We start from the raw sequence: 26,403 nt of genomic DNA, 5'->3' as shown, positions 1-26,403 counted from the left end.
GAATAAATACCGAGCTAATGCTCGGTATTTTTTTGCCTAAAATTCAGGCATTACAGACGATTTAATCATGCTAGACTGCCGCAATAGATATCATTTTTTCGTGGGTAGTTATGTCATTACTAAATTCAATACAGTGGAAGTTATTGAGCTTCAATGAACTCAGCCTTGATGAATTGTATGAGCTATTAAAACTCAGAGTCGATGTCTTTGTGGTGGAGCAAAATTGCCCTTATCCAGAACTTGATGACAAAGATAGATTGCCACTGACTAAGCATTTATTAGGTGTTACTGAGCAAGGTGAAATCATTGCTTATACACGAATATTAGCAGCGGGTGTGAGTTACGATGAAGCCAGTATTGGTCGAGTGATCGTAGCTGAAAAGGGCCGTGGTAATGGTGTTGCACATGACTTAATGATGCGCTCAATTAATGTGGTAAAAGAGAGTTGGCCAACGCAAAACATTCAGATTGGTGCACAGCAACATTTGAGTGATTTTTATCAGCAACAAGGTTTTACTCAAAGCTCTGAAATGTATCTTGAAGACGGTATTCCACATATTGATATGCTACTTACTTTACAAGAAAATTAGCGATTAGCTATTGTAGTTTTCATCGTTAATTCATTTTTCGATATAGTTTATATAACTCAGAATTAAGGAAAGATAATGTCAGATTTTATAATCAACAATACTCGCATCGTATGCGTGGCTCAGTTCGTGGCTAAAGAAGGTAAGCGGGATTTACTGGTTGAAGCGTTAGCGACATTAATTCCGGTGACTCGTCGTGAGTTAGGCTGTATTCGTTACGAGCTTAATATCAGTTTAGACGATGATCGTAAAGTTGCTTTTGTAGAGAAATTTGCTGACAGAGCGATGTTTGATCAACACAATGCCACCGATTATATTCAGAACTATTTTCATAATGTGATGCCTGGCTTAGTTGAATCGCATCATGTTGAAGTTTTTAATGAAGTGATTGCTTAAGCACTAAAGTAAAGTAAGGTAAAAAGTAACTAGTGATATACATAAAAAAGAGTGCGATAGCACTCTTTTTGTAGCAGTTACCTCAATGCATTATTGTTGAGGATTTTCTCTTAAGCTGATATCTGGGCGCAAGTTTAATTCACCCTCATTGTCGATAGCTGCGATATCACTTTGCTGCGCAATGACTGCCAGAGGGCCTTCTGGCATATTTCTAACAAAAAGCAGTCTGTAACCAAAACGATTCAAATCATACAAGGCCATTTTTTGGTCTGCGGTCATCAACTCCCAATGTTTTTCGTGTGATAACGGGCGTTCACGTCTTTCACTGAGTTGATATGCGACTTGAGTCATAATCAATTGGCCTGAATAAGTATTTATTAACAATACGACTATATCCAAGCAATAGGATCAATTCAAACGTTTTGGTTCAAAAAAAAGAATAAAAAACAGACATAACGAACACCTTTAATACAAGGCATGTCATAAATAGCGATGGAAGAGGTTGAGGAATGATTAACTATATAGAGCCTGTATTTCGCCCACCATCAGAGTGGAAGTCATTGATATTACAAGTGACAAATGGCTGTAGCTGGAATAACTGCAGCTTTTGCGACATGTATACACAAGAGCAGAAAAAATTTAGAGCGCAAAAAGTCGATAATATAGAACAAGATATCTTAACGGCGGCGGCTTCTGGTCAGCAGATCTCCAGAGTTTTTCTTGCTGATGGCGATGCGATGACATTGCCGTTTAAACGCTTAAAAGAAATCTGCCAGCTGATTAATACCCATTTACCCAGTGTTACTCGTATAAGCAGTTATTGCTTGCCGCGTAATTTAACCAATAAAACGGTGGAGCAATTAGCCGAGCTAAAAGCGCTAGGTTTATCTTTGCTGTATATCGGCTGTGAAAGTGGCGATGATGAAGTGCTAACGCGCATTCAAAAAGGCGAAACGTTTGCATCATCTCTGGCTGCGTTAAATAAAATCAAACTGGCAGGGATTAAATCATCGGTGATGATTTTAATGGGCTTGGGCGGTCAATCATTGTCAATTCAGCATGCGAAAGCGTCAGCAGAGTTAATGAATCAAGCTCAACCAGAGTATTTATCGACATTAGTGGTTACCTTGCCACTGGGGACTGAAAGAATGGATCAAGCGTTTGATGGCGGTTTTGTTTTACCAGATCAGCTTGGTTTACTTACTGAAATGCAAGCGCTGCTATCGGGGCTTGAACTTGATAAAACCATTTTCCGTTCTGATCATGCTTCAAATTATTTGGTGCTAAAAGGCATTTTAGGAAAAGATAAACCGCAGTTATTAGGGCAAGTTGAACAAGCGATTAAAGGTGCAATTCCATTAAGGCAAGAATGGCAGCGAGGTTTGTAATTAGCGAAGTTAGTCATAACCGAGACTTGTAACGAACAGTGCCAACGTGAGATCACAATTGGCACTGTTCGTATATAGCATGTCTTCTTTAGTGAGTTTTAGCTAGCGGGTGTTAACTTGGAGTCACGCTAAGGTTTTTATGTGACATTATTGCTATTGGCTATTTTCTTCCGCTCCAGCAGTCATTAAGGCATTTCTAAAGTCGTTTACCCAACGACGATAAACGGTTTTAACATCGCCCCAATTAAATACTTGAGTGTTTTGTCGCCATTGATCAAAACCAACGGCACGATCAGCAGCCTTGGCTAATACTTCACCCGTTTCACCATCTTTCAGGACTGCTAAAAGCACCATTGATCCTGAGTTTTGCGTGTAAGTTTTTCCCATAGAATTATAACTTCTGCGAGATTTTTCAATTGGTGCACTTAAACGAATATCTGAGACTGCAGTTTCGATAACCAGTGTACTTGGGCCCTTTTTTGACACTAACTCAAATGGTTGCTCGTTATTAAATACATCTTGCACCGTCGTTGAAAATTGCACGGCCATTTTATCTAGCGACTCTTGAGGAAGATCGTAAGTGGCATTGGGTCCTTCAGTTTGTCTATCAACTCTAGGTGCTCGATAACCTTCTGGGTGGTCATTAGTCACTTTTGTAGGCTCGAAATAGAGTTTGGTATATTGACTCCAATTCACATCAGGTCTGGCATAAGATAAATCTAACCTTGAGTTATCAACTTTAACTAAACCCTCTTTGGTTATTTCTGCATCAGGCCCTTGTTGCAAGGTTGCTGGCCCAGAGGTGCAGCCGGCGATGGTTAACAGCAGTAAGCCAGCAATCGAGGTAGTTGTTGTATAAGTCTTGCGCATATAATCAATCCCTTAATTTATTTCATGCTAGTAAATATGGCAGGTATCACTGTAGAGTCAATAGACAATAATCAATAGAAAATGCCGGTTGATATCAGCCGCTTTTTGAGTGGGAATTTTTGAAGCGCATGTAGGAGCTTTAGTCATATGGACATACGGATTGATGATTTATCAGGGCCAGAAATTGCAGCACTATTAAATGAACATTTGCAGGACATGTACGCAACGTCCCCAGTTGAAAGTGTTCATGCGTTAGATTTAGATAAATTGCGCCAGCAAGATATTACCTTTTGGACTGTTTGGGACCAGAAACAGCTAATGGGTTGTGGCGCGATAAAAGCCTTATCCGCACAGCATGGTGAAATCAAGTCTATGCGGGTGGCCAATGCACATAGACGTAAAGGTGTTGCCAAACAATTACTGGAACATATGCTCGATGAAGCAAGAAAACAGGGTTATCAGCTACTGAGTTTAGAAACTGGCACAATGGATTTTTTTGCACCAGCAAGACGGTTATATCAGCATTATGGTTTTGAAATCGGTGATACATTTGCTGATTACTCAAATGACCCTAACAGTATGTTCATGCATAAAAAGTTAGATTAACTGAACTGAACTGAACAGTTAACTTATAAATTGGCTTATATGCCGCTCTAAACTCGTCTTTTTTAAGGTAAGAGGCTGATTAAGCCTCGTCTTGAAAGACTTCTTCAATGGTTAGCCCAAATAGTCGCGCGGCTTTAAAGGCCAAAGGTAAACTGGGATCAAACTTTCCTTTTTCGATGGCATTGATCGTTTGCCGAGAGACATTCAGTAAGTCAGCCAGTTGGGCTTGGGTTAAGTCTCGCTCTGCGCGAAGTACTTTTAATTTGTTTTTCATCGGTACTTCCTATTGCCTAATAGTATGCCAACCATATAGGTCAAACTCATTACGATGACTAAGTGAGATATCTCTGCATGTGCATTAATAAGCCCTGTGGTATCTAGCGTTGAATAACTGATGCCAACAATTAATCCCACCCCCAAACTTAGCCCCATGGCACTGAGCTGAATTTTTTGTTGTAGCTCATCGAGTGAAGCTAAATGTTGTTTGTTGGCAATAATCATCCCGATACCAACCAAAAAATTAACTGCAATAGCGACACTGGTGATGATGTCATTTTGTGACCAAATAAACACAGGTCCAAAAGTTGTTATTGCCAAGGTTATTACCCATGCAGCAGTCCACTTAGCTAATCGTTTAGTGTTGACGCTGTTGCACTGCTTCCAGTCGTTTCCCATTGAGTTATTCATAAATTATTCCTTTATCTATTCCAATACAAAGTTCAACTTAACTTGTCTTTATGTAAAGTAAGCTTGACCTAACTATGTGCTCAAATAATCTACGTGTCAAGTTTTGACGACATTTTGTAAATTAGGTATGACTTTATGTTGGGGTGTTTTGCGGAAGAATTTAATGTGATATCAGGCAGGAACTGTTAAACACTCAGCTATATTACTTCAAATAGCTGAGTGAATATGCTGGTAAGTTATTGCTGTAAGTGTATTTCTCTGACGGGGCATGGAATCGTTATATCAGCCGCTCTTAGTGCTTTAATTATGGCTAAATTTGCTTGGTATTTATCTTCGAAATAGCTGTTGGTTGGTACCCAGTAACGCACGCCGATTTCCATACCTATGCTATTAAAGTCATTGATGCCCACTTGTGGCTGTTGATCTTGATTGACATTTTTATGGCTTAACACCGCATTTGAAATTAATTGAATGACTTGTTGTGGGTCGGTTTGATAATCAATATTAAATTGAGTATTGACCAGTTTGTACTCGTGAGAGTTATGTAATATTTCCCCAACAATATGTTTGTTAGGAATGCTGATTAGCTCACCTTCTTCATTGGTTAATATGGTTAATCCCAACTGAATTTTTTGTACTACGCCAGCTACGCCTTTAATTTCAATGGTATTACCAATAACAAAAGGTCGAGTCACGATAATGGTCACCCCTGCAGCGTAATTGGCAAGCATGCCTTGTAGTGCTAAGCCTGCACCTAATGACGCGGCACCAATAGCAGCAACCATAGGTGTGACACTAATGCCCAATTTACCCAGTGAAATGATCGCCACCATGGCAATGATGCAAATTCTGACAAGATTGGAGACAAAGTTACCTAGGGTGACATCAATGTTGTGCTTTTCAAATTGACTGACAACCAGGTTGGATACTTTGTTGGCGACCCAAATACCAATAAGCAAGATAATGCCAGCGCCAACGATTTGAAAGCTATATTGGACGATAAATTCAGTCAGGATGTCATAAACATTCTGTAGCTGCTGCAGTTCTTGATCTAAACTTGCTTCATTCATGGTGGTATTCTTATTTTGTGAATTAACGCAGAAATAATGCGGCATATTCGTAAGGGAATAAAGGATTTTTTTGCAATTATTTAACAGTTGTCGCGATTAGGGCTTCACCGCGGAAGTCTCTGTAATTTTGGTTAATTAAGCCTGTATTAATCCGTGAGGTGCATCATGCTTCTAAATCAATTCACAGAGTCGTATATCGCAGTAAGGTATAGTGAATTGCTAATTTTTATTTATGGCTGAGATTATTTCGCACCGCCATTAAATACGTTTATTAAATTGCCTACTACAAGGGCACATAACCTTAATTCAGGAAAGTATCATGAAAGCGCTTTTATTTGCAGTTAGTATCCTTTTTATGACGTCAGCACAGGCTAATGTGTTTGTCTTGAATGATAAAATTGAGCCAATCACCTTAGAAGATCAATTTGAACAACCATTAGTTGTCAATGAAACCACTAAAGTCGTGCTATTTAGCCGTGGCATGAAAGGTGGCGAGTTTATTCAGGAAGCATTAGAGACAATTCCTGCAGATCAGCAACCTACTGATATGGCTTATATTGCAGATATTAGTGGCATGCCATCATTGATTGCCCGTTTTGTGGCTATTCCAAAAATGAAAGATTTACCTTTTTCAATGGGACTCGATCGTGAAGGTGATGCGACAGCAAGCTGGCCTGCTGAAAAAGACATGGCAACAGTGGTGACATTAGATAACTTATCAGTATTAAGCATTGAATACTTTGATAACAGTGAAGCGATTATTGAAGCACTAAAACACTAATGTTAAGTTACATTTAAATACTAAAAGGACGCTAATAGCGTCCTTTTTTTTCGATTTAAATGCGGTGTTTAAATTCAACGCATCAGATCATCACTGGCCTTTATTTGGACTGTTGTGAATTACTGCTTTTTAAGCATGGTATAAATTTCTTCTTTTAAATGCAGCTTCTTCGATTTGAGTATTTTTAACTCCGGCGTAGAGTCACTACTGTAATGCTTCTCATGGTGTCTTATTTCTTCATCTAATTGATTATGCTCATCAAAAATCTTTGAAAAATGGGCATTAGACGTTTTTAGTTTACTAATTAAATCACGGTACTCTGGAAACATAGAACAGCTCCTTGTTATCTATTGTTAACTTAAAATTAGCGCTACTTTACAATCGATATCGTGACCTAGATCAACAATTGATTCATTACTTCAAAAACTTTTAAATGAACTAAAATTAGCAATTGAGCCGAAGGTGATTTATGGTGCTCTAAATTAGTGCCGACTGTTACATATGTAAATTTTAAACATCGTAAGAATGATTAATAACAAGATTTATGTGATCTAGCTAACCTTAACTAGGCATCTAGTAGGTTAAAGTCGATGCAATTAGGATTTAATATTCAAAAATGAAAGGGGTTTACAACATGGCCGACGTATTTCACTTAGGATTAACCAAGCAAATGCTTGATGGCGCAACCTTAGCAATTGTTCCTGGAGACCCAGAGCGAGTTAAGCGAATTGCTGAATTAATGGAAAATGCGACTTTTTTAGCAAGTCATCGTGAGTACACGACTTACCTTGCATATATTGATGGCAAGCCTGTCGTGGTTTGTTCTACTGGTATCGGTGGACCATCTACATCTATTGCAGTGGAAGAGTTAGCACAATTAGGTGTGAGGACTTTCTTGCGAGTAGGCACAACGGGTGCAATCCAGCCACATGTGAATGTGGGTGACGTGATTGTGACTCAAGCTTCAGTACGTTTAGATGGTGCAAGTCTACATTTTGCACCACTAGAGTTTCCTGCAGCAGCAGATTTCGATTGTACAACTGCGATGGTTGCAGCATGTCGTGATGCTGGCCAAGAACCGCATATTGGCATCACCGCTTCTTCAGATACCTTCTACCCAGGTCAAGAGCGCTACGATACTGTTTCAGGTCGTATCACTAGCCGCTATGTTGGTTCAATGAAAGAATGGCAATCAATGGGCGTGCTAAACTACGAAATGGAGTCAGCAACGCTATTCACTATGTGTGCCACCCAAGGTTGGCGTGCAGCGTGTGTTGCAGGGGTTATTGTTAACCGTACTCAACAAGAAATTCCAGATGAAGCAATGATGAAGAAAACCGAAGTCAGTGCGATTTCAATTGTTGTTGATGCTGCGAAAAAGTTATTAGCTTAATTTAATTAAGTGACTGAATGTAAAGGTGCTTCGGCACCTTTTTTATTGCCATTTTTTTAATGTTATTTATTCCTCCGAACGCTTTATAATCCGTCTTTACAAATGAAATATGATTGCAATTGCATCAATATCCTGTATTGTTGACATATTATGTCGTTATAGTTAACGACTAAAATATGGGTTAATGACTGATTCATATCGAGTGTCCTAGATGGCACGATCATGGTATTCAAACCATGGTTATCAACTGATAGTTATCATGTCTATAAAATACTGCCTAAGTCAGGGTTTTATAGCTTAAAGGATTTTATGATAACTTTTTTACAGGGGGGTATATGGAATTCTCTAATCCAACCAGCATTTGGTTAATCGTCGGTATCGGATTGATGTTGTCGGAAATTATCGTTCCCGGTGGCATTGTCATTTTATTAGGCGCAGCCTGTGTGATTGTTGCTGCCGCTTTATTTACTGGCATCGTCGATGGCACCGCACAAAGCTTCACTTTATGGTTTATCACCTCAATTGTCCTGCTATTAAGTTTTCGCCATATCACCCAAAAAATGATTGGTGGTGACTCACACGTCGATAATACCGACGAAGAAATGGATATTTATAATGAAATTGTCATCGTTAAGGAAGATATTGGTCCTGGTGAAAAAACCGGACGAGTGATGTTTTCTGGCACTGAATGGTCTGCGCTAGGTGATGGCAGCGAAATTAAATCTGGCAGTAAAGTGCGGATTATATGTCGGGATAATATTGCATTAGTGGTTGAGCCCTATGTTGAATCTGAAGCGATGACGTAAAGTGTTTGACTCAATAAACATTGATTTTGAGTTCACAGTGTCAATGACTGTGAATGCGAGCTAAGTAATAAAATTAAGCCGTGCTAAACCGTTAATATCAAACGAGTTAAGCATGTATTTCAAAAGGAAGGGGACATATGTTTGAACTAACCATAGCGATTTTATTTATATTTTTTATTTTATATAAATTAATGCTGATTGTACCAATGCGCGAAGTGAATGTTATTGAGCGTTTAGGGAAATTTAGAACCGTATTACAGCCAGGATTTCATTTTTTAGTGCCGTTTGTTGATCGTGTCGCATACCGCCATGACACCCGTGAAGAAGTATTAGATGTACCGCCACAAAGCTGTATTTCAAAAGATAATACTCAGTTAGAAGTTGATGGTTTGGTTTACCTTAAAGTGATGGATGGTAAGTTAGCCAGTTACGGTATCGAAAATTACCGTAAAGCTGCGGTTAACCTTGCGCAAACCACCATGCGTTCAGAGATTGGTAAATTGACCTTGTCACAAACATTTTCTGAGCGTGACAGCTTGAATGAATCCATTGTTCGTGAAATTGATAAGGCATCAGATCCTTGGGGCATTAAGGTGCTGCGCTATGAGATTAAAAATATCTCTCCATCAATGCACGTGATTCATACCCTTGAAAAACAAATGGAAGCTGAGCGTAGCAAACGTGCTGAAATCACCTTAGCCAATGCTGAAAAAGACGCCATGATTAATATCTCTCAAGGTGAGCGCCAAGAGGCGATTAACTTGTCTGAAGGGCAAAAACAGAAACGCATTAATGAAGCGGTAGGTTCTGGCCAAGAGATTACCATTATTGCCAAAGCGAAGGCCGAAGGCATGGATATGATTTGTACCGCTCTGGCTAACCAAGGTGGTAACGATGCAATGAACATGATGCTAAAAGAGCAGTTTATTAGCCAAGTGGGTGACATTTTGACTGAAACACAAGTTTCAGTGGTGCCTGCTGAAATGGCTAAGTTAGAAGGCTTCTTTGAAGGGATGGAGCAAGTTACTCATGCCGTCACTAAAAAACCATCACAAGGAGCTCGCTAATGTTTAATGGAATTGATACCGATTTAATTGTTATGGCCATTTGGGGCGCAATTTTTGTCATTTTCGTACTGAAATTATTCCAGTCTATTCGCCTAGTACCGACTAAGTCTGCATATATTGTTGAACGTTTAGGTAAGTACCACAGCACCTTAGACGCGGGCTTTCATGCTTTAGTCCCATTTGTTGATAAAGTGGCTTATATTCATGACTTAAAAGAAGAGACGATTGATGTACCGCCGCAAGAGTGTTTCTCTAGCGATGAAGTCAATGTCGAAGTTGATGGGGTGATTTATATCTCGATTACCGACCCGGTTAAAGCCAGTTATGGTATTACTGATTACCGTTACGCGGCGATTCAATTAGCGCAAACGACCACGCGTTCAGTTATTGGTACCTTAGATTTAGACCGCACTTTTGAAGAGCGTGATGTGATCTCTGCCAAAGTGGTACAGGTACTGGACGAAGCGGGAGCCATTTGGGGTATTCGAGTTCATCGTTATGAAATTAAGAATATTACTCCACCAGAAACCGTTAAAAACGCCATGGAAATGCAGGTTAATGCTGAACGTGAACGCCGTGCATTATTAGCCAGAAGTGAAGGTGATAAGCAAAGTAAAATTAACCGCTCTGAAGGTGTGATGACTGAAACCATTAACCGCTCAGAAGGTGAAATGCAGCGTCGTATCAATGAGGCAGAAGGTAAAGGCGAAGAGATTTTAACCTTAGCTAAAGCAACGGCAGAATCGATTGAGCGCTTAGCTGTGGTTATCTCAAAACCCGGCGGTCAGAGTGCATTAAGATTGCAATTAGGTGAACAATACCTCAAGCAGCTTGAAGGCTTAAAAGATAAAGATAACCGGGTGGTGTTACCAGGCAATATGATTAATTTTGATTATTGGATGGACAGCATGGGATTAGAAGACAACAAGAAGTAATTTTGTTGTGCTAATCCACCGATAACAGAAAGAGGCTGCTAGAGTTTATCAAGCAGCCTCTTTTTTTATGGGTAATTTGTCTGTTTATCAGTAAGATGATGAAAGCGTTACCGAGAGTCTTTGCGATTTTATCGCGACAAGTATATTGTTTTAAAAGTGTTTTAACGCTTATTAGTATGCTCATCATGTATCGAGGAGGGGAAGTGACCACAAAAATTTTGCACTGTGTAGACGACCCCAATATGGGCGGTGTGAATTTCGCCCTGCAAAGCTTATGCGGCTCTTCGATACTGCAACAGGCATTTGAATTTGAAATTAGACATGTGGATTTAACCCACTTTCAGAATATGACAATCGATGCAGACATCGTCTGTTTTCATGGGGCGTCAAATTGGCGCAAGTTACTCAGTGTTGCCTGGCTGAAATTACGTTACCCCAAAATCAGTTTTATTCTTCAAGAACATCACTACAGTGAGCAATTTGTTCGCCATCAAATTGCACATCCGCAGCGTTTCTACTGGATGCTTAAGTTAAGTTACAGCTTAATGGATAAAGTTGTCTCTATTGCACCATCCCAGCAGCAATGGATGCTTGCTAATAAGCTATTACCAGAAAGTAAAATCGTTCAGTTAGGACAAGGACGCGATCTCAGCCAGTTTGTTGCAGATAGAACTCCGCCAGAATCTAAGCATACGCCAGCGAATCAGCTTCCTGTATTCGCCGCTTATGGCCGTTTTCATCAGCAAAAGGGTTTTGACTTACTGCTCAAAGCCATGGCGCAGGTTAAGCAACCTTGTTTGTTAAAGCTTGGGGGTGAAGGTGAGCAATTGCCATTACTACAGCAGTTAGCTGCAAAGCTTGATAATGTTGAGTTAGTGGGCAAGATTGATGATGTGCCGAGATTTGTATCAAGCTGCGATGCGGTGATTGTCCCCTCTCGGTGGGAGCCCTTTGGCTTAGTGTTCATAGAATCAATGGTTATGAATAAACCGATTATCTCAACCAATGTTGATGGTTTAGCTGATCAAATACGTCAACATCAACCACAAGCTATGGTTACCATATTTGAGGCTAAGGTTAGCGAGCATGATGACAAGCAATTTGTAAACTCACTGGCCGATGCAATTGAGCGCTGCTTATCGAGTGTTCACTCATCAAGCGTTCTATTATCAAGCCATGAGCCTGCTCACGCTTATGAGCAAGTCGACAATCATGGTCAAAAACAGCATCACGCCCCAATAGATGATTGGCGCACTCAACAATGGCAGGATCTTCAACAAGCATGGAAAAACTTATTTGAGCAGCTGTTGGAAGATAAGCGTGGTTGAGCTTTAAATGGTTAATGTGTTTGCTTGTATAGAGTGATCGTTTTTGACAAGTTTCTGGACCAAAGTGAGTTTACGTTCATTTACAATACATCGACTAATATACCCGCCTTGTTAAGAACAAACTAATTCAACTCATTGCTCTATCTAAATTAAAAACTACACTTAAGATTCCTACTTATTACTGGATTTTCATCTATGATTCCTGCAGATAATAGAGTTATCGCCCTTTCATCAATCGCCTTATTGTTGGCTGGCTGCTCTCAAACAGCCGACCTAACTTTTAGCGAAAGCATCAATGATTACAACGGTTCAGCCAGTATTACCCAAGGTCTTGCCAACACAGTAAAGGCTAACCTTTTTGTGTGTAAAAATGGCAGAAGCCGTGTTGCTGGCATTGGTGAAGTAATTGATGTTGACGGTAAGGTTTGGATTGTTCCTGCCGAAAACCATTTTACCACCGCAACAAAAGCAATCGACCTATATGAAGAGTGTAACAACATAACTCCTCAAGGCATTGCGGACGTAGAGGAGGACTCAGTACCTGTTGCAGTTATTGATGCAGACGGAGAAGAAATCACGGGTTACATTTTTGCTGACAATTACTTTGAGTTATACATTAATGGTCAGCTTGTAGCAGTAGACACCGTACCATTCACGCCATTTAACTCTAGTATAGTAAAGTTCAAGGTCAACAAACCTTATACGATTGCTGTAAAGGTCATTGATTGGGAAGAGAACCTAGGCTTGGGTACAGAAGATAACCGTGGCAAAGCATACCACCCTGGAGATGGCGGCTTTATCGCAAGCTTTAGCGATGGAACTGTGACAGGTTCAAACTGGCAAGCACAAACGTTTTATACCGCACCTATCTATGATTTATCCTGTTTAAGTGAAGCTGATGGAAAACGCTTATCAGACACCTGTACAACGGAAGGTACTGATAATGGTGAGAATGCTTATGCCGCTCACTGGGAAACACCAAGTAGCTGGATGAACCAAGAATTTGACGCAAGCTCATGGCCTCAAGCAACACAATACTCAGAAGATGAAATCGGTGTAAACAACAAAAAGTCTTACATGAACTTCATTGAAAAATTCAGCGGAGCAGGTGCAAACTTCATCTGGTCAACCAACGTTGTATTAGATAATGAAGTCCTACTTAGATATGAAGTGAAATAACTTTAAAACCTCGTTTACTCGCCCTATTCAGCAAACAGTTATGATTTGACACTCCATAAGCATAACTGTTTGTGTAGATTGCCTGCCAACAACAAGCTTTCAGCCTTGCTAACTCATTTGGAAAATTAGTTGGGTCAGAGTAAACTTTATAGGGGAGTTGATAGGCACATGTTATTGAATGGCTTCTTCTTCCCTAAATGGCGTGCTCGAAGATTGTGTTCGAGGTTACCTAACCCTGTCCTTAAGTGGTTATACTTTAATATAACTTATAGTCATAATTCAATGTTTTACTTAGTTTTTGTTGGCTCGCTTATCTAAGTCCATTACTTCAATCTAATCCATTGCCTGCCGCAGGTGCTGTATAGGATATACGAATGTCGCGATCACATGGATGTGAAAGAGCGACCTTATGTGCAGATACAACGGCGAGACACGCCGTAAACACATCCATGTGGGCTCTGCGAAAACAAATAACATCCATGTTAAACGGCCAGTTCTGCATCCATGCCTCTCGCTTAGAGCGTTTCACACTGTGAAACTTCGCCATGTTTTCGAAGGTCTTGAACGCATCTACACTGGGATTATTATCTCTTCGATTTGACCGTATTCGTGGTAATTAAAAGAGTTAGAAAATCTATAAATTTTAGAGTCTAAAAGGCTCAATTTGAATTGAGGTCATCGAGAAAAGGTCGTGAGCTTGGCATGGATGCCAAGTTAGCTTTCGTTAGGCCATGGATGGCCTATCGGAAGCGTTAGGGTTTTTCGACAATGACCGAAGACGGATACAGATGAAGTCAAAAGCTGGATCAATCCCCATCGAAAATTATGCGCTTTTCAGCATTTTTCGGCGGGGCGCTGAGGGATATCCAAAAGGGGAACAAGCGCTTTTCCCCTTTTGGTCTGGTGTGGGCGAAGCGCCACGATCTTAATCCAAACGGAGTTTGGAAATACAGAAAGGAAACCCATGATTTAAATCCAAATGCAGTTTTGGAAACATAAGCAAACCAACTAACACTTAATTATGTAAAAGTGACTTATCTCAAGCACCCGACTTATTGACCCTTCTCACTACAACACCCCATCTTGTTAAATTCAGAATGCGTTGCAGAATGCACTTTAACATTAAACTACAATCTAATTTTTACTTTAAGCTATTGTATTTAAGTGGTAATAAAAGTTGGCATCAACTGTGCATTTGTCTCAGTACATCCTGATAACGAATAGCGAGATGCCAATATGCAAACATTAAAAACAACGACAGTTAAAGTGAAACCACTTCATTCTCAAATCATCAATATTCTTGGTTTAAGCAGTATTGCTATTGGTACTAGCATGGCTTTATTCAGTGCTAATACCCATGCTGCTGAAGCTTTCAGTGCATGTCCTACTGAAGCATTCATTATTCAAACGCCTGCAGGTGTTCCAAAAACCTTTGGGGTTGAATTGGGTACAGGTAGTTATACGGTGCTATCTCCTGATATGGGCTTAAACAAATCACTCAACGGTGTCGGTTTTAGCTACATGGATAACTATTTATATGGTTGGGATTATGAACATAATACGGTTGGTAAAGTGGGCGAAGATTACCAAGTAGAACCATTAACAATCACCAAAGATAGTGCGGCAGCAGCAGCTTCGGGTTTCTATGTGGGTGATGTGGCGATTACTGAGAATGTTTGGTACGGCTATCGTAAAAAAGTGGGTTTATTTACTGTGCCGTTAGATGGAAATGACCATCCAATGAATATTGTGCCTGGTAGTAAAGCCAATGCCACATACACGATTACCGATTTTGCCTTTCACCCAAGTAACGGTTTTTTATATGCGGTAACGAATGGCAGTACAGGTTATTTACTCAAGATTGATCCTGCGACAGGCGGGGCAGAAACCTTAGCAACCGTTATTACCAAAGACAGTGGTAGCTTTACCTTTGGAGCGCAGTTCTTTGACCCCGATGGAAACCTCTATTTAAGTAACAACGGTGACGGTAACGTTTATAAGGTTAACGTTGATAGCGATACGCCAGAGGCGGTTTTGTTCTCTTATGGTCCTTCTTCTACCTCAAATGATGGTGCGCGTTGTGCTCTTGCTGAAGTACCTGTCGGTGACAGTGTTGATTTTGGTGATGCGCCAGACAGCTACGGTACATTAATTGATTCAAATGGTGCGCGTCACGGCATGGTTGATGGTATTTCATTAGGCAGTGTTATTGATAATGAAGCTGACGGTTATCCTGCGCCGCTATCAGATGATGAGAGTGACGGCATTGATGATGATGACGGTATTAGCATGCCAACCGGTTTTGAAATCGGTGAGCAGGCTGTGTTAATTGTTGAAGTTGAAGGTGATGGTGTTTTCTTAAATGGTTGGATTGATTGGGACCAAAATGGTGAGTTTGATGCAGATGACAAGGTTGTTGCATCTCGCTCAGTTAACTCTGGTACTACGACATTAACCATTGATGTGCCTAACTGGGCTAAAACCGGTGAAACTTGGTCGCGTTTTCGCTTAAGTTCAGTTGCTGACTTACTCCCTACTGGTGGTGTGAGTGACGGTGAGGTGGAAGATTACCCCATCACTGTGACTGAAACCGGCATCACAATCAGTTACTACCCATCTTCATCTGAGTACACCACTTTGGCCTATGAGGATTTATATCCCAATCAAGGTGACTTTGACATGAACGATGTGGTGATGCAGTTACGTATCAGTCAGTTCAGTAAAAATGATTTAGTACGTCGTGTAGCATTTGATGCGCAACTCGTGGCAATGGGCGCTTGGTATCACAACGGTTTCGCAGTGCAATTACCTGAAATCGGTCGCGGTAATGTACAAGAGTCTGCGATTGAATGGAGTGCTCAAGGCGTTAAACAAACGACTTCGCCGCTAGAGGATGGTCAAACTAATGCAGTGTTGATGTTTAGTGAAGATTTATGGCAACACGCGACACCAGGTAATGGTTGTTTGTACTTCAGAACCGAGCCAGGTTGCGGTACTCAGTACCGTGCTACGTGGCAGATGACAGTCCCGTTTGTTGATTCTATTCATGTAGATGATATGCCAGAGTTCCCATATGACCCATTCATCTTTGCGACACCGGGAACCGATCATGGTCTAGCAGCTAAGAATATTACTGATGGTAATAATCCAGGCCGTAAATTAGAAATTCATTTAAAGAATAAAGCACCCACTGATAAATTTGATACTCGCTTCTTGGGAATGCATGACGATGCTTCATCTGCTTCACAAGGTCAGTACTTCCAAGATCAAAATGGTATGAGTTGGGCAATCGAGGTGCCAGACACATGGGAGCATCCGGCTGAAGAGTTACGTGTTGATAGTGCTTATGTTGAGTTTATTGAATTTGCTGCAGACGCAACAGGTGAGACTAAACCTTATTGGTACCTAGTCGCTGATGATTCATTGATTTTTAAAGATTAATTTTGAAAGACAAACGCTAAGAGAAGCTCTTACAAGTGTCAACGCAGGTATTAGGATCAAATACCTGCAATCAATGAACAGTTAAACAATTATCAGTTAACACAATTATCAGTTAACAGAATGAAATTAAGCAATAAACGGAATTTAAAGGTGAATATTATGAACGCATTAACTCAAACTAAATTGGCAGCAAACACATTATTAACGTTAACTAAAACGTCTACAAAAACAACCAGTGTCGCAGTAACCTTATTACTCACTTTATTAACCGCATGTGGTGGCGGAGGTGGCGGGGATGATAGTTCTCCTGCTCCCACACCTGCAGCAACTCCGGTAGCCACAACACCTGTTACCACAACACCTACGACTCCAACAACGCCGACTACACCAACAACACCAGAGACACCGACAGAACCAGAAACACCAACGGAGCCAGCAACATCAATTGATGATCTAGTGGTAGATGCTGATTTCGATTTACAAGCGACATTCACTTTAGCCATAGATGTGGGCTTAGATTCAACCCAACGCGGTTACTTTTCATTATGTGATCAATATGAGCAAAATGGCGCAGATATTAAAGTGAACTTTGAATCTTGTTTACTCCGTGGTGCACTCGATGAAGGCAGCCTAACGGAAGGATTATTGGTGGCTAATCATCAGCAGAATCTTGTTGCTGTCGTGTGGTTTTATGATGGTTCAGACCCGGTTTATGAAATGTGGTCTTACGATCAAGAGTCTGATGAGCAACGGTTAACGATTAACTAAAATCAAGCAGTCAAAGCGGTATAGCAAGCAATAAACCCTTGAACGGAAAAGTATCCTTCGAGGGTTTATTTTATGTGTGTGCTTGTATTGAATCGATATATATTACGGATCGGATGCTTTGATTATTAGAACCTTTTCCCCAGTGTTAAATAGACAGATGTATGGTGCTGGTCATTTATGCCAAAGCCAAACACGGCAGGACCAAAGTCTGTTTCTGTACCAACAAAAATACTAGAGGCATAGATTAAGTCGTCAATGTCACGTTGCTCTTTTCGTTGCCAAACATTACCTGCTTCAATAGAGCCGCCTACATAGATGGGAATACTAATCCCTAGTCCTCGCCAATCCACTCTATGCTGGTAGATTAATGCGCCGTAGGCTAATTGGCTACCGACGAGTGAGTCATTATGTGCACCGGATAAATTAAGGAAACCGCCTAATTTTTGAGTGTGAATTAAGCTAATATCGTCAGTATCAATGCCACCTAAGTCAATCTTTGAAATTAAGGTGTGCTGTTGATAACTGATCGCTTTTTTGAAGCTAATATTATATTCCGTTAGCGATTGATAACCTTCTGTTTCTTGCCCGCTTTGTTTATCTCTATGAGAAAGTATGTCGACTTCAAGTAGCATGCCTTCTGACGGGAAACTATAGCTGTCTAAACTGTCATAACCTAAATGAAAAAAGCTGCCATAGGCATCATAGTCAAAATTAATTTGTGGCAGCATCGGGCCTTCTAGATCACCTGTTTCAGCATATACACCCAATTCAATGACCATATTATCAATAGGATAAAAACCTACTGAAGTCTGCAAATTATGGGCTTTTTGCATTGTTTTTAATAATGGTTCATTTTCATCGTAGTAAGTTTGATGTTGCTGCTGATATTGGTAGCGAGCCTTCACAAAAAATTGCTCAAATTCGCCAAGGGGCAAATATAGCTCAGTGGCAAGTAATCTATCGTCACCGGTGGTTAACTCAAAACGCATCTGGGTCTTGGTAGCAGCGATATTATTGAGTTGATAAGCTAAGTCCAATGAGACATTCGATACGTCTTCAAAATCTTCTTGCCAACTAAAGCCGATATCAAAAAAGTTTGGACCCCAACTTTTGGTGTCGGTGTTTACTGTTAATGCTTTAGTTCCATCGTCATTTTTTTCAAAACCTAAGGTCACTTTTTCGAAGTTATTGAGAGCGTAGACCTCGTCTATAGCATGAATCAGTTGACGTTTTTCTTTGGTTTCACCTTCGGTCATATTGAGTTTTTTCTTAATCAATTCCGTTGAGGTTGAGGAGTTGTTATTAATAACAATGCTATCAATTGGCGCTTGTTGAAAATCGATGATTGTTTGTTTAAATGCTGATTTTTCTCGTAGATAATCACTGTAGTCTGCGTTACTCACACGTAATTTTTGTAGCGCTTCATATTGTTGTTGTGCCGATTTTTGACCGAGTATAAAGCCACTTGCTAGCGCACTAAAATCGGTGGTGTCAAAGTCGCTCACATCGGGACGAATGAGAATATCACCATCAGCGAGTTGGGCTATTTGTTCCACGGCATTGGCTCTTGTCATGATAGTACTGAGCTGGCTAATAATGGCTATGGTGCTGTCTAGCTGTTCTTGCTGAGATAAATCTGCGCCAATATCGACAGCAATAACAATATCTGCTCCCATGTCTTTAGCGGTATCAGCAGGTAAATTGTTCACGATACCGCCATCAACTAATGATTTACCATCGATGACAGTTGGCTGTAATACACCTGGTACAGTTGCAGAGGCTTGCATTGCTTTCAGTAAATCACCTTTATTGAGAATGACTGCCTCGCCAGTGGCAATATCAGTGGCAATGGCACTAAAAGGTATCGCTAGTTGTGAGAATGAGCTTTGATTTGGGATGGCACCAAAGGAGTCCACATAAAGGTTACCCATGGTCTGCCCACGTAATACTCCTTTTGGAAGAAGTAATTTACCGTCGAGTAAACCCAGCTCAAAAGGCATGTTATAACGATCAAAATCTTGTTTATCGCGATAACGCAGTGATTGTCTTGGCACGTTATCGTTAAAGCCGCTTTCCCAATCTAATTCGAGCATGATGGTTTCAATATCATCAGCACTATAACCTAAAGCGTATAAGCCACCCACGTATGCGCCAATACTGGTGCCAACGATGTAATCGACCTTAATGTGTTGCTGCTCTAGATATTTCAATACGCCAACATGTGCAGAACCTTTTGCACCACCACCACTTAACACGAGGCCGACTTTAGGCTGCGTTACCGTTATTTGTTTGGGGATTGAGTCTGCATAAGCTGTTTTGCTTATGGGTAAGACACAAGTAAGCAAAAAAATGATATTCATCATTGATTTTAATGTCATTTTATTCATCGTATGTCTTCTTGGTATATGGCGTATTAGCTGTGATAGGTGCTCACAAGCAGCAATTCTTGGGGGAATATAATGCTGCTTGTGAGTCTTGAGTACTACTCAGCCGAGTTTGACAGTGACATCTTAGCCACCTTGTTGGTTTCAACTTCTTGCTTATTTTTAGCGACTTTCCAATCACCACCCAGTGCTTTATTTACTAAAATAACGTTTGATGCGATGTTGAGTTGTGCAACGACAGCAGCATCTTGCATGGTGTTATCTTGTCTTTGTGCATCAAGCACTTGGATGTAATCAATCAAGCCGGCTTTATATAAGCTATTGGCTTTTTCTACTGCAGTTTCTGTTTGAGCAGCTGCAATATTGAGTTGCTGATAGAAACGTAAGCTGTTGCCGTAACTCATTAACGTGGTTTCGACCTCATTGAACGCTGCATTCACAGCATGTTCATAACGAAGACTGGCTTGTTTGAAGCGCGACTGCTGCATATCAACCATTGCGCTGCTGCGGCCACCATCAAATATGGTCCACTTTGCGCCAATACCTGCAGCCCATCCTAAAGAGCTTGAACTGAATAAGTCATCGGCGCTTTCTGCTACAACACCCGGACTTGCAGTGAGGTAAAATTGTGGATATTGATTAGCGATACTGGCACCAAGTTCAGCATTAATAGCAGCCATTTCTCGCTCTGCTAAAGCAATATCAGTGCGGCGCTTCAATATGTCTGACGGCATCCCTGTTGGAATTTGACCTGTCACAGTTGGCAGCGGTGCAGCTTCAAAACGACTGATGATGTCACGTGGATGTTGACCCAGTAATGTTGATATACGGTATAAATGTACTTTTTCAGCGGTTTCAAACAATGTTTGGCTTGCCGTTACGCTAGCGAGTGCTGCACGAGCACTGGCTAAATCTAGCTCTGAACCAAAGCCACTATTCACCAAGGTTTGCACCATCTCTAAGGTTTGTTGTTGTTCATCAATATTACGCTTGGCAATGGCTAAACGTGCCTGTGCGCCGCGGTATTGCAAGTAATTCTGTACTACATCAGCAGTAATGAGGGTATTGACCCCTTGAGATAAAATCTCTGCTTGTTGTACGCGAATACTGGCGGCATCACTTAATGAATCAAGTCGACCAAATAAATCCATTTCCCAGCTAACATTCGCGCCAACCATCAGTGCTTGTTGATCTTTATCAATCATTTCAGCGCCAATAAGCGGGCCTGAAAGTGAATCATTTTCAGATAAACGATAGTCTATTGCACCAGCACCGAGGCTCACTGTCGGAATTTTTAATGATGAAATCATGGTTTTATATGATTGCGCCGACTGAATTCGCTGCGCCGCAATTTGAATGCTAATATTTTGCTGTTGAACTTCAGCAATCAAGCTATCAAGTTGTGGGTCGTTAAAGCTCTGCCACCACAAATCATTTTCAATAACTGCGTTATCGGCATTTTCTGCGTGCAAATACACTTGATCTAATCCCACGGTTTCAGGCGCTTGATAATCCGGTGTCATGCTGCATCCGCCAAGTAATAAGGCGATGACTAATGAGATATTACGCATTTTCATGAGTTAACTCCTGTTGTGCTTGGCGCTTGAAAAGCAATTTATATAAGGCTGGCATAATGAATAGTGACAACACAGTGGCCACGGCTAGGCCACCAATAATGGTTGCAGCCATTTGGTCGAATAATAGGTCTTTCAATAATGGCACCATACCTAAAGCGGTAGTCAGTGCGCCCATTGAGATTGCCATGGTTCTGTTTAAGGTCGAGTTAATGATGGCGTCATCTAGTGCGGCACCATTTTTGCGTTCAAGTTCGATTTGATCGAGCAATACAATACCGTTTTTAATGATCATGCCTGATAGGGCAATGGCACCGACTAACGCCATGAAACCAAAAGGCTTATCAAATAGAATTAAGCTCCAGCACACACCGATAAAGGCCAGTGGCAAGGTAATTAAAATGATCGCAGGTTGTTTGAACGCGTTAAACAACAGTACTAGGATGATCACCATAATTAAGAAGGCTTTTGGTGTTTGAAGCATTATGTCATCAATCGCTTCACGCTCATCTGCATACTCTCCACCCCATTCCATTTTGTATCCGGCTGGCAGTGTAATGGCTTCTATTTGTGTTGCGACTTCATTACGAACATTACCGATAGTGTCACCAAATACACCCGCTTGAACGGTAATAGTCGGTACACGATCCCGACGCCAAAGCATGCTTTGTTCGCCGCGCATTTCAAAACCATCTACAACATGAGATAGAGGCACACTGTGAAGACCTAAAAGTGATCTCACTGGAATGTCGCCCAAATCATCTAAGCTCGCATTTGATGACTTCAACATAATAGGGACTAACGTGTCATATTCTCGTATCTGGCCAATTGGAAGTCCGTCACTGGCACGCTTAATTGCTATCGCGATATCTGTGCGGTTGATTCCTGCAAGGCGCGCTTGCTCTTGGTTGATGATAGGGTGAATGACCTTACTTTCTTGACGCCAGTCATCACGGACATAACGGGTATGTGGATGTTGGTCGAGAATAACTTGTGCTTGATCAGATAACTGCTTAAGTACTAAAGGATCGTTACCTGAGAAACGCGCTTCGATACTAAATTTATCTGAGGTCGCCAGTTTTAAGTCACGAAAACGTGGCTGAGCCTGCGGGAAAGTTTCTGATAACCACAGGTCACCTTCTTCTACTAAGGTTTCAATATCTTCAAATGAATGGGTATTAATTAGTATTTGACCGTAACTGCCATCAAGTGGTTCAGGCTCAACAGTCACTGAAAATCGCGGCGCACTCGCACCGATTGAAGTAGAAATACTATCAACTTCAGGACGGGCTAATAACCACTGCTCAATCTGTTTCATATCTTCAGAAACATCTTGAATACGACTGCCGTTTGGAAGCCAATAATCGACAAAGACCATGGCGCGATCCGATGTCGGAATAAAGTTCACTTTAACCATTGGTGTAGCCACTAACGTGATGATTAAGGCTGGAATGATAATCGCAATAGTGTACTTAGGATTAGCAACGGTCCAGGTGATAGCCGCTTTAAACTTTTTAGCTGCAGTCGATTCTTTTTTCTCTTCATTTTCAGCAGGTGCTTTAATGAAAGCCCAGCACATCAATGGTGTAATCGTCATGGCAACAACCCATGACAGCAATAATGAACTAGCAAGAATTTGTACTACTGACAACGCAAACTCTGCAGCGTCAGTGGTGGAGAAAACCACCGGAGTCGCACCCATAATCGCAATAATAGTTGCTGCTAATAGTGGCATTGACGTTTCATTAATACATTCTTTAGCGGCTATAAAGCGTTCTTTGCCCGCTTTCAATTTACTGGTAAACATGTCGGTGATAACAATGGCGTTATCCACAAGCATACCTAAAGCAAGAATGAATGAACCGACAGATACCCGTTGTAAGTCTACGCCAACCAGGTTCATGTAGATTAGGGTAAATAAAATCGTCATTAATAAGCTTGCACCGACAATCGATGCACTGCGCCAGCCCATGAAAATCATTAAAATAATGACCACGATGGCAATACTTTCTAGTAGGTTGCTAATAAAGCCAGTAATGGATTTATGGACTTCATCAGGCTGAAAGGCAATGGTGCTAATATCCACACCGAGCGGTAATTCTGATTGGTACTGAGCGATGACTTCTTTAAGCGTATCGCCCAAAGAAACCACGTTAATACCATTAACTGGGCTTACAGCTAAGGTAATAGCGGGTATACCGTTAAAACGGCTTTCTGTTAGTGAAGGCGTTTTATAATCGTAATAAATATCTGCAACATCACCTAAGCGAATGAGTCCACTTGACAGTGAGCCTATGCCTGACTTGATAGTGAGATTTTTTAAGTCTTCAATATTAGTAAAACTGCCAGTTTGCGCAACGCGAATTTGTTCAATACCCATGTCAAAACTACCCGCATCAATCGGTAAGTTCTGGCTGGCTAATTGGTTATAGACTTGAACAGCAGATAAGCCTGATTCAGCAATGCGTTCATCACTGATATCAACGTTGACGACACGGTCTCGTACGCCATGTAATTCAATCTTTTTAATGCCTTCAACTTCTTTTAGGCGGCGCTGCAACTCTTTTGAATAATCTTTAAGTTGCTGCACTGAAGCATCTTCACTATTGATAGCAAATAGCATTCCATAGACTTCAGAGAATTCGTCTTGAACGATGTTAATCTGTGCTTCTAAAGGCAGCATTAGCTTCACATCATTGACTTTACGTCTGAGTAAATCCCACTCTTGTGGAAGCTTATCTGAAACCACAGTTTCATTAAGATCGACAAAAATCATCGATACACCCGGACGAGATAATGAGCGTAACGTTTTCAACGAGCTCATTTCTTGCAGCTTAGTTTCAATTTTATCAGTGACTAAATTCTCGACTTCAGCAGCTGACGCGCCAGGGTACATCGTGACGACAACAGCAGTCTTAATGGTAAAAGAAGGATCTTCTAATTTACCTAAGTCAAAGTAAGAATAAATCCCTGCGATAACGCAAAGCACCGTAAAAAAGCACACAAATACGCGCTGTTTTATGGCAAATTCTGCAAAATTCATAGTGCGTCTCCCATTGGAAGGATTCTTTCAACGACCTTGCCGTCATAGATGAATGCGCCGCCAGCGACCACAATGACATCATTTTTAGCGATATCACCGATGACACAAATATGATTTCGACCTTGCTTAACCACTTCTATATCAACGCGTTTAGCTGTTTTATCGATAAGCTTGGTGATTTGTGGAATATTTTGACTGCTAACTAAAGCACTCGCAGGTAAACAGATGCTGTTTGGGTCGATGGTTTGATCGACAATACGTACATTTACCACTTTACCTGGGTATAAGTTTGTTTGTTTTTCATCAAGGGCAATCGTCGCTGAGAAAGTGCGCTTTATTCTATCTGGAATTGTTGCAATTTCTGTCACAGTTCCCTTGATTGCCGCATTCTTCAATGTACTGTTAGCATTGCTGGCAAATACTTGGGCTGTTTGACCTTGAGAAAAAGCAGGAAGCATGGTTTCTGGGATATCGACAATGGCCTGTAGTTTTTCTGGTTGATGTAAAGTCACAAACGAGAAACCTGGAGAGACTTGTTCAAAATTATCAAAAGAACGTTGGCCGACAATGCCGCTAAACGGCGCGGCTAGCTCGGTATAGGCTAATGCGTCTTTTGCTTGTTCTAGATTCTGCTCAACAACAGTGACCGCGGCTTTGGCTCGAGTCACGCCTGTTTTAGCGCGATCTAAGCTAATATCTGACATTGCATTACCATTAATGGCAATTTGGGTTCGGTTGAATTCATTTTTAGCTTGGTCATAGCTGGCATTCGCTTCAGTTAAACGACCTTCTAATTCGGCTACTCTGACTTGATAGTCATGTGGGTCAAGCCTTGCGATAATTTGTCCTTTCTCAACATGTTCGCCCTGAGCAACGTTGATTTCTATGAGGGTACCTGCAACACGAAATGCAAGTCGGGCTTTTTCTTGGGCTTCTAAAACACCAGAGAAGCGTAAGTCGTGGTTAAAATAACTTTCGCCTAAAGTGATAACAGCAACAGGTTGTGTCGGTTTAATCTCAACCTTTGCTTCATTACTACAGCCACTTGCTACAGCAACAAGTAGGGCGATTTGAGTCAGTTTAGTGAATTTATTGTTTGTCATGGTATACCTCATAATTGTTGAGGCTATTTTATGTAGATATTCCTTATATAAGTAGCGGCATATTAGTAGTTTCACTTGCTCGTAAAATGAGACAATCTCTATGGTGTATAAGTTTTAAATGTTTAGCTGTGACGTTTTGATACATTTTGAATTTGATTTAAATGCTGATTTTTAGGTGTTTATAATTAAATTTTCTTCTATTAAGCGTTACTTTCACACTGATAACGTCAGCTTTACTAATGTAATTGTCTCTTTTTTTGAGACTAAGATTCTTCGTTTCATACTCTTATCAAGTTTTTCATTCTTGGGTAAAGTGGCGGTATCTGAATTCAGCAAGGTGATTGAATTCTCTTTTGAGTGACATCTATTAAGGTATTTAAATGAAAATTAAAACGTTGCTAGCGGTATCAATCTGTTCTTTTCTTATGGTAACAAACGCCCAAGCCGCTGATGTTGAGTACTTTATTGGTACCGGTACGGGATATCAAATGGATTCACTTAAAGGTGATGTGAGCAAAGATACCGAAGGCATGCCTTGGCAGCTTCGAGCGGGTATGTTGCTCAATGAAAACAACCGTATTACGGGAACGTTTAGTTATATGGAAGATGAGTTTACCATTGGCAATCAAGAGTATAAGCAAGAGCAATATTCTTGGTTATTGTCTTATGATTACTTAATTCCGGTATCTAAAAACACGCAAGTATTTATGGGGTTTAGTGCTGGTGGTAATGATAATAAAGTGGCAGGGAAAGCCTCTGCTGATTTTGTTTGGGGTGGTCAAGTGGGTTTACAATATCAGTGGAATGAGCACTTTTCATCAGACTTAGGCTATCGTTATTTAGATCAAGATTACAATAAAAATGGTGTTTCTATTGATAACAGTCAACAAGTCTATTTAACCCTAGATTATACATTCTAAGATTGGCGCTAGCCGTTAGTTGTTAACGGCTTTAATGCTAATACTTTATATTTTTGGTCAGTAGCTTAGGCATTATC

At 40.7% G+C, this 26,403-nt stretch carries 25 protein-coding genes; 14 read left to right on the top strand and 11 right to left on the bottom strand.

From position 1 onward, the window contains the following. Positions 1 to 110: 110 nt before the first annotated feature. The gene (locus FPK91_RS11295) at positions 111 to 590 is read left to right on the top strand and encodes a GNAT family N-acetyltransferase (protein WP_168926921.1); all 480 of its coding nucleotides are present in this window, start codon (positions 111 to 113) and stop codon (positions 588 to 590) included. A gap of 75 nt (positions 591 to 665) precedes the next feature. Continuing rightward, the gene (locus FPK91_RS11290; protein WP_144211351.1) at positions 666 to 983 is read left to right on the top strand and encodes a putative quinol monooxygenase; all 318 of its coding nucleotides are present in this window, start codon (positions 666 to 668) and stop codon (positions 981 to 983) included. 90 nt (positions 984 to 1,073) lie between these two features. Here FPK91_RS11290 and FPK91_RS11285 read toward each other — a convergent pair whose 3' ends face one another. After that, positions 1,074 to 1,334 (bottom strand): hypothetical protein, encoded by a 261-nt coding sequence (locus FPK91_RS11285; RefSeq protein ID WP_144211350.1) that lies wholly within the window; start codon positions 1,332 to 1,334, stop codon positions 1,074 to 1,076. A 158-nt stretch (positions 1,335 to 1,492) separates the two neighbouring features. Between FPK91_RS11285 and FPK91_RS11280 the strand changes: the two genes are divergently transcribed. Continuing rightward, on the top strand, positions 1,493 to 2,371 hold the full coding sequence (locus tag FPK91_RS11280) for a radical SAM protein (RefSeq protein WP_144211349.1): 879 nt from the start codon (positions 1,493 to 1,495) through the stop codon (positions 2,369 to 2,371). A gap of 153 nt (positions 2,372 to 2,524) precedes the next feature. Here the strand turns inward: FPK91_RS11280 and FPK91_RS11275 are convergent, their stop codons facing one another. Continuing rightward, complete coding sequence (locus FPK91_RS11275) at positions 2,525 to 3,241, bottom strand: DUF3313 family protein (RefSeq protein ID WP_144211348.1); 717 nt, start codon at positions 3,239 to 3,241, stop codon at positions 2,525 to 2,527. A 147-nt stretch (positions 3,242 to 3,388) separates the two neighbouring features. Between FPK91_RS11275 and FPK91_RS11270 the strand changes: the two genes are divergently transcribed. Next, positions 3,389 to 3,847, top strand: coding sequence for a GNAT family N-acetyltransferase (locus FPK91_RS11270; protein WP_144211347.1), 459 nt, complete (start codon positions 3,389 to 3,391; stop codon positions 3,845 to 3,847). 79 nt (positions 3,848 to 3,926) lie between these two features. Here FPK91_RS11270 and FPK91_RS11265 read toward each other — a convergent pair whose 3' ends face one another. From FPK91_RS11265 to FPK91_RS11255, 3 genes are all read right to left on the bottom strand, one after another. Further along, the gene (locus FPK91_RS11265; RefSeq protein ID WP_144211346.1) at positions 3,927 to 4,121 is read right to left on the bottom strand and encodes a helix-turn-helix transcriptional regulator; all 195 of its coding nucleotides are present in this window, start codon (positions 4,119 to 4,121) and stop codon (positions 3,927 to 3,929) included. Continuing rightward, positions 4,118 to 4,534: a hypothetical protein gene (locus FPK91_RS11260; protein ID WP_227006550.1), complete on the bottom strand. Its 417-nt coding sequence runs from the start codon at positions 4,532 to 4,534 to the stop codon at positions 4,118 to 4,120. Before FPK91_RS11260 ends, FPK91_RS11265 begins: the two co-directional genes overlap by 4 nt. A 236-nt stretch (positions 4,535 to 4,770) precedes the next feature. Further along, positions 4,771 to 5,604 (bottom strand): mechanosensitive ion channel family protein, encoded by an 834-nt coding sequence (locus tag FPK91_RS11255; RefSeq protein WP_144211345.1) that lies wholly within the window; start codon positions 5,602 to 5,604, stop codon positions 4,771 to 4,773. Positions 5,605 to 5,923: 319 nt separating this feature from the next. On the opposite strand from FPK91_RS11255, the gene FPK91_RS11250 reads away from it, so the two are divergent. Further along, positions 5,924 to 6,385: a hypothetical protein gene (locus FPK91_RS11250; protein ID WP_144211344.1), complete on the top strand. Its 462-nt coding sequence runs from the start codon at positions 5,924 to 5,926 to the stop codon at positions 6,383 to 6,385. Positions 6,386 to 6,504: 119 nt separating this feature from the next. Here the strand turns inward: FPK91_RS11250 and FPK91_RS11245 are convergent, their stop codons facing one another. Beyond that, positions 6,505 to 6,714: a YdcH family protein gene (locus tag FPK91_RS11245; protein ID WP_144211343.1), complete on the bottom strand. Its 210-nt coding sequence runs from the start codon at positions 6,712 to 6,714 to the stop codon at positions 6,505 to 6,507. A 305-nt stretch (positions 6,715 to 7,019) separates the two neighbouring features. Between FPK91_RS11245 and udp the strand changes: the two genes are divergently transcribed. From udp to FPK91_RS11215, 6 genes are all read left to right on the top strand, one after another. Further along, a complete protein-coding gene (gene udp, locus FPK91_RS11240) occupies positions 7,020 to 7,778 on the top strand; it encodes a uridine phosphorylase (RefSeq protein ID WP_144211342.1) in 759 nt (252 codons plus the stop codon). 335 nt (positions 7,779 to 8,113) lie between these two features. Continuing rightward, positions 8,114 to 8,584, top strand: a complete 471-nt coding sequence (locus FPK91_RS11235; protein WP_144211341.1) for an NfeD family protein — start codon at positions 8,114 to 8,116, stop codon at positions 8,582 to 8,584. Positions 8,585 to 8,721: 137 nt separating this feature from the next. Next, positions 8,722 to 9,651: an SPFH domain-containing protein gene (locus tag FPK91_RS11230; protein ID WP_144211340.1), complete on the top strand. Its 930-nt coding sequence runs from the start codon at positions 8,722 to 8,724 to the stop codon at positions 9,649 to 9,651. Then, positions 9,651 to 10,586 carry an SPFH domain-containing protein gene (locus tag FPK91_RS11225; RefSeq protein WP_144211339.1) on the top strand — a complete coding sequence of 312 codons (936 nt, stop codon included), beginning with the start codon at positions 9,651 to 9,653 and terminating at the stop codon, positions 10,584 to 10,586. The genes FPK91_RS11230 and FPK91_RS11225 overlap by 1 nt, the downstream gene beginning before the upstream one ends. Before the next feature lie 203 nt (positions 10,587 to 10,789). Continuing rightward, entirely contained in the window at positions 10,790 to 11,914 is a 1,125-nt protein-coding gene (locus FPK91_RS11220; RefSeq protein ID WP_158638084.1) for a glycosyltransferase family 4 protein, read from the top strand. A 195-nt stretch (positions 11,915 to 12,109) separates the two neighbouring features. Continuing rightward, the gene (locus tag FPK91_RS11215; RefSeq protein ID WP_144211337.1) at positions 12,110 to 13,093 is read left to right on the top strand and encodes a hypothetical protein; all 984 of its coding nucleotides are present in this window, start codon (positions 12,110 to 12,112) and stop codon (positions 13,091 to 13,093) included. A 328-nt stretch (positions 13,094 to 13,421) separates the two neighbouring features. Here FPK91_RS11215 and FPK91_RS11210 read toward each other — a convergent pair whose 3' ends face one another. After that, positions 13,422 to 13,640 carry a hypothetical protein gene (locus tag FPK91_RS11210; protein WP_158638083.1) on the bottom strand — a complete coding sequence of 73 codons (219 nt, stop codon included), beginning with the start codon at positions 13,638 to 13,640 and terminating at the stop codon, positions 13,422 to 13,424. 689 nt (positions 13,641 to 14,329) lie between these two features. Between FPK91_RS11210 and FPK91_RS11205 the strand changes: the two genes are divergently transcribed. Beyond that, on the top strand, positions 14,330 to 16,534 hold the full coding sequence (locus FPK91_RS11205) for an LruC domain-containing protein (protein ID WP_227006549.1): 2,205 nt from the start codon (positions 14,330 to 14,332) through the stop codon (positions 16,532 to 16,534). A 159-nt stretch (positions 16,535 to 16,693) separates the two neighbouring features. Then, positions 16,694 to 17,302 carry a hypothetical protein gene (locus FPK91_RS11200; protein WP_144211335.1) on the top strand — a complete coding sequence of 203 codons (609 nt, stop codon included), beginning with the start codon at positions 16,694 to 16,696 and terminating at the stop codon, positions 17,300 to 17,302. A 125-nt stretch (positions 17,303 to 17,427) separates the two neighbouring features. On the opposite strand, the gene FPK91_RS11195 is transcribed toward FPK91_RS11200, so the two are convergent. The 4 genes from FPK91_RS11195 to FPK91_RS11180 all read right to left on the bottom strand — a co-directional run bounded on the left by FPK91_RS11195 (position 17,428) and on the right by FPK91_RS11180 (position 25,406). Further along, a complete protein-coding gene (locus FPK91_RS11195) occupies positions 17,428 to 19,689 on the bottom strand; it encodes a patatin-like phospholipase family protein (RefSeq protein WP_144211334.1) in 2,262 nt (753 codons plus the stop codon). A gap of 95 nt (positions 19,690 to 19,784) precedes the next feature. Continuing rightward, complete coding sequence (locus FPK91_RS11190) at positions 19,785 to 21,263, bottom strand: efflux transporter outer membrane subunit (RefSeq protein WP_227006548.1); 1,479 nt, start codon at positions 21,261 to 21,263, stop codon at positions 19,785 to 19,787. Next, positions 21,250 to 24,303: an efflux RND transporter permease subunit gene (locus tag FPK91_RS11185; protein WP_144211333.1), complete on the bottom strand. Its 3,054-nt coding sequence runs from the start codon at positions 24,301 to 24,303 to the stop codon at positions 21,250 to 21,252. The genes FPK91_RS11190 and FPK91_RS11185 overlap by 14 nt, the downstream gene beginning before the upstream one ends. Continuing rightward, positions 24,300 to 25,406: an efflux RND transporter periplasmic adaptor subunit gene (locus FPK91_RS11180; RefSeq protein ID WP_158638082.1), complete on the bottom strand. Its 1,107-nt coding sequence runs from the start codon at positions 25,404 to 25,406 to the stop codon at positions 24,300 to 24,302. Before FPK91_RS11180 ends, FPK91_RS11185 begins: the two co-directional genes overlap by 4 nt. Before the next feature lie 380 nt (positions 25,407 to 25,786). Between FPK91_RS11180 and FPK91_RS11175 the strand changes: the two genes are divergently transcribed. Next, on the top strand, positions 25,787 to 26,326 hold the full coding sequence (locus FPK91_RS11175; protein ID WP_144211331.1) for an outer membrane beta-barrel protein: 540 nt from the start codon (positions 25,787 to 25,789) through the stop codon (positions 26,324 to 26,326). The last annotated feature ends 77 nt before the right edge of the window (positions 26,327 to 26,403 follow it).

Source organism: Shewanella donghaensis (assembly GCF_007567505.1).
In the GTDB taxonomy this organism is placed as follows: Bacteria; Pseudomonadota; Gammaproteobacteria; order Enterobacterales; family Shewanellaceae; genus Shewanella; species Shewanella donghaensis.
Note: the sequence above shows the minus strand (reverse complement) of the source record. Positions and strands in the feature narration are given on the sequence as shown.

What these genes read in the sequence shown, in the direction of transcription:
- FPK91_RS11295 (WP_168926921.1), top strand. Translation starts at nt 111, where the DNA reads ATGTCATTACTAAATTCAATACAGTGGAAGTTATTGAGCTTCAATGAA.
- FPK91_RS11290 (WP_144211351.1), top strand. Translation starts at nt 666, where the DNA reads ATGTCAGATTTTATAATCAACAATACTCGCATCGTATGCGTGGCTCAG.
- FPK91_RS11285 (WP_144211350.1), bottom strand. Translation starts at nt 1,334, where the DNA reads ATGACTCAAGTCGCATATCAACTCAGTGAAAGACGTGAACGCCCGTTA.
- FPK91_RS11280 (WP_144211349.1), top strand. Translation starts at nt 1,493, where the DNA reads ATGATTAACTATATAGAGCCTGTATTTCGCCCACCATCAGAGTGGAAG.
- FPK91_RS11275 (WP_144211348.1), bottom strand. Translation starts at nt 3,241, where the DNA reads ATGCGCAAGACTTATACAACAACTACCTCGATTGCTGGCTTACTGCTG.
- FPK91_RS11270 (WP_144211347.1), top strand. Translation starts at nt 3,389, where the DNA reads ATGGACATACGGATTGATGATTTATCAGGGCCAGAAATTGCAGCACTA.
- FPK91_RS11265 (WP_144211346.1), bottom strand. Translation starts at nt 4,121, where the DNA reads ATGAAAAACAAATTAAAAGTACTTCGCGCAGAGCGAGACTTAACCCAA.
- FPK91_RS11260 (WP_227006550.1), bottom strand. Translation starts at nt 4,534, where the DNA reads ATGAATAACTCAATGGGAAACGACTGGAAGCAGTGCAACAGCGTCAAC.
- FPK91_RS11255 (WP_144211345.1), bottom strand. Translation starts at nt 5,604, where the DNA reads ATGAATGAAGCAAGTTTAGATCAAGAACTGCAGCAGCTACAGAATGTT.
- FPK91_RS11250 (WP_144211344.1), top strand. Translation starts at nt 5,924, where the DNA reads ATGAAAGCGCTTTTATTTGCAGTTAGTATCCTTTTTATGACGTCAGCA.
- FPK91_RS11245 (WP_144211343.1), bottom strand. Translation starts at nt 6,714, where the DNA reads ATGTTTCCAGAGTACCGTGATTTAATTAGTAAACTAAAAACGTCTAAT.
- udp (WP_144211342.1), top strand. Translation starts at nt 7,020, where the DNA reads ATGGCCGACGTATTTCACTTAGGATTAACCAAGCAAATGCTTGATGGC.
- FPK91_RS11235 (WP_144211341.1), top strand. Translation starts at nt 8,114, where the DNA reads ATGGAATTCTCTAATCCAACCAGCATTTGGTTAATCGTCGGTATCGGA.
- FPK91_RS11230 (WP_144211340.1), top strand. Translation starts at nt 8,722, where the DNA reads ATGTTTGAACTAACCATAGCGATTTTATTTATATTTTTTATTTTATAT.
- FPK91_RS11225 (WP_144211339.1), top strand. Translation starts at nt 9,651, where the DNA reads ATGTTTAATGGAATTGATACCGATTTAATTGTTATGGCCATTTGGGGC.
- FPK91_RS11215 (WP_144211337.1), top strand. Translation starts at nt 12,110, where the DNA reads ATGATTCCTGCAGATAATAGAGTTATCGCCCTTTCATCAATCGCCTTA.
- FPK91_RS11210 (WP_158638083.1), bottom strand. Translation starts at nt 13,640, where the DNA reads ATGGCGAAGTTTCACAGTGTGAAACGCTCTAAGCGAGAGGCATGGATG.
- FPK91_RS11205 (WP_227006549.1), top strand. Translation starts at nt 14,330, where the DNA reads ATGCAAACATTAAAAACAACGACAGTTAAAGTGAAACCACTTCATTCT.
- FPK91_RS11200 (WP_144211335.1), top strand. Translation starts at nt 16,694, where the DNA reads ATGAACGCATTAACTCAAACTAAATTGGCAGCAAACACATTATTAACG.
- FPK91_RS11195 (WP_144211334.1), bottom strand. Translation starts at nt 19,689, where the DNA reads ATGAATAAAATGACATTAAAATCAATGATGAATATCATTTTTTTGCTT.
- FPK91_RS11190 (WP_227006548.1), bottom strand. Translation starts at nt 21,263, where the DNA reads ATGAAAATGCGTAATATCTCATTAGTCATCGCCTTATTACTTGGCGGA.
- FPK91_RS11185 (WP_144211333.1), bottom strand. Translation starts at nt 24,303, where the DNA reads ATGAATTTTGCAGAATTTGCCATAAAACAGCGCGTATTTGTGTGCTTT.
- FPK91_RS11180 (WP_158638082.1), bottom strand. Translation starts at nt 25,406, where the DNA reads ATGACAAACAATAAATTCACTAAACTGACTCAAATCGCCCTACTTGTT.
- FPK91_RS11175 (WP_144211331.1), top strand. Translation starts at nt 25,787, where the DNA reads ATGAAAATTAAAACGTTGCTAGCGGTATCAATCTGTTCTTTTCTTATG.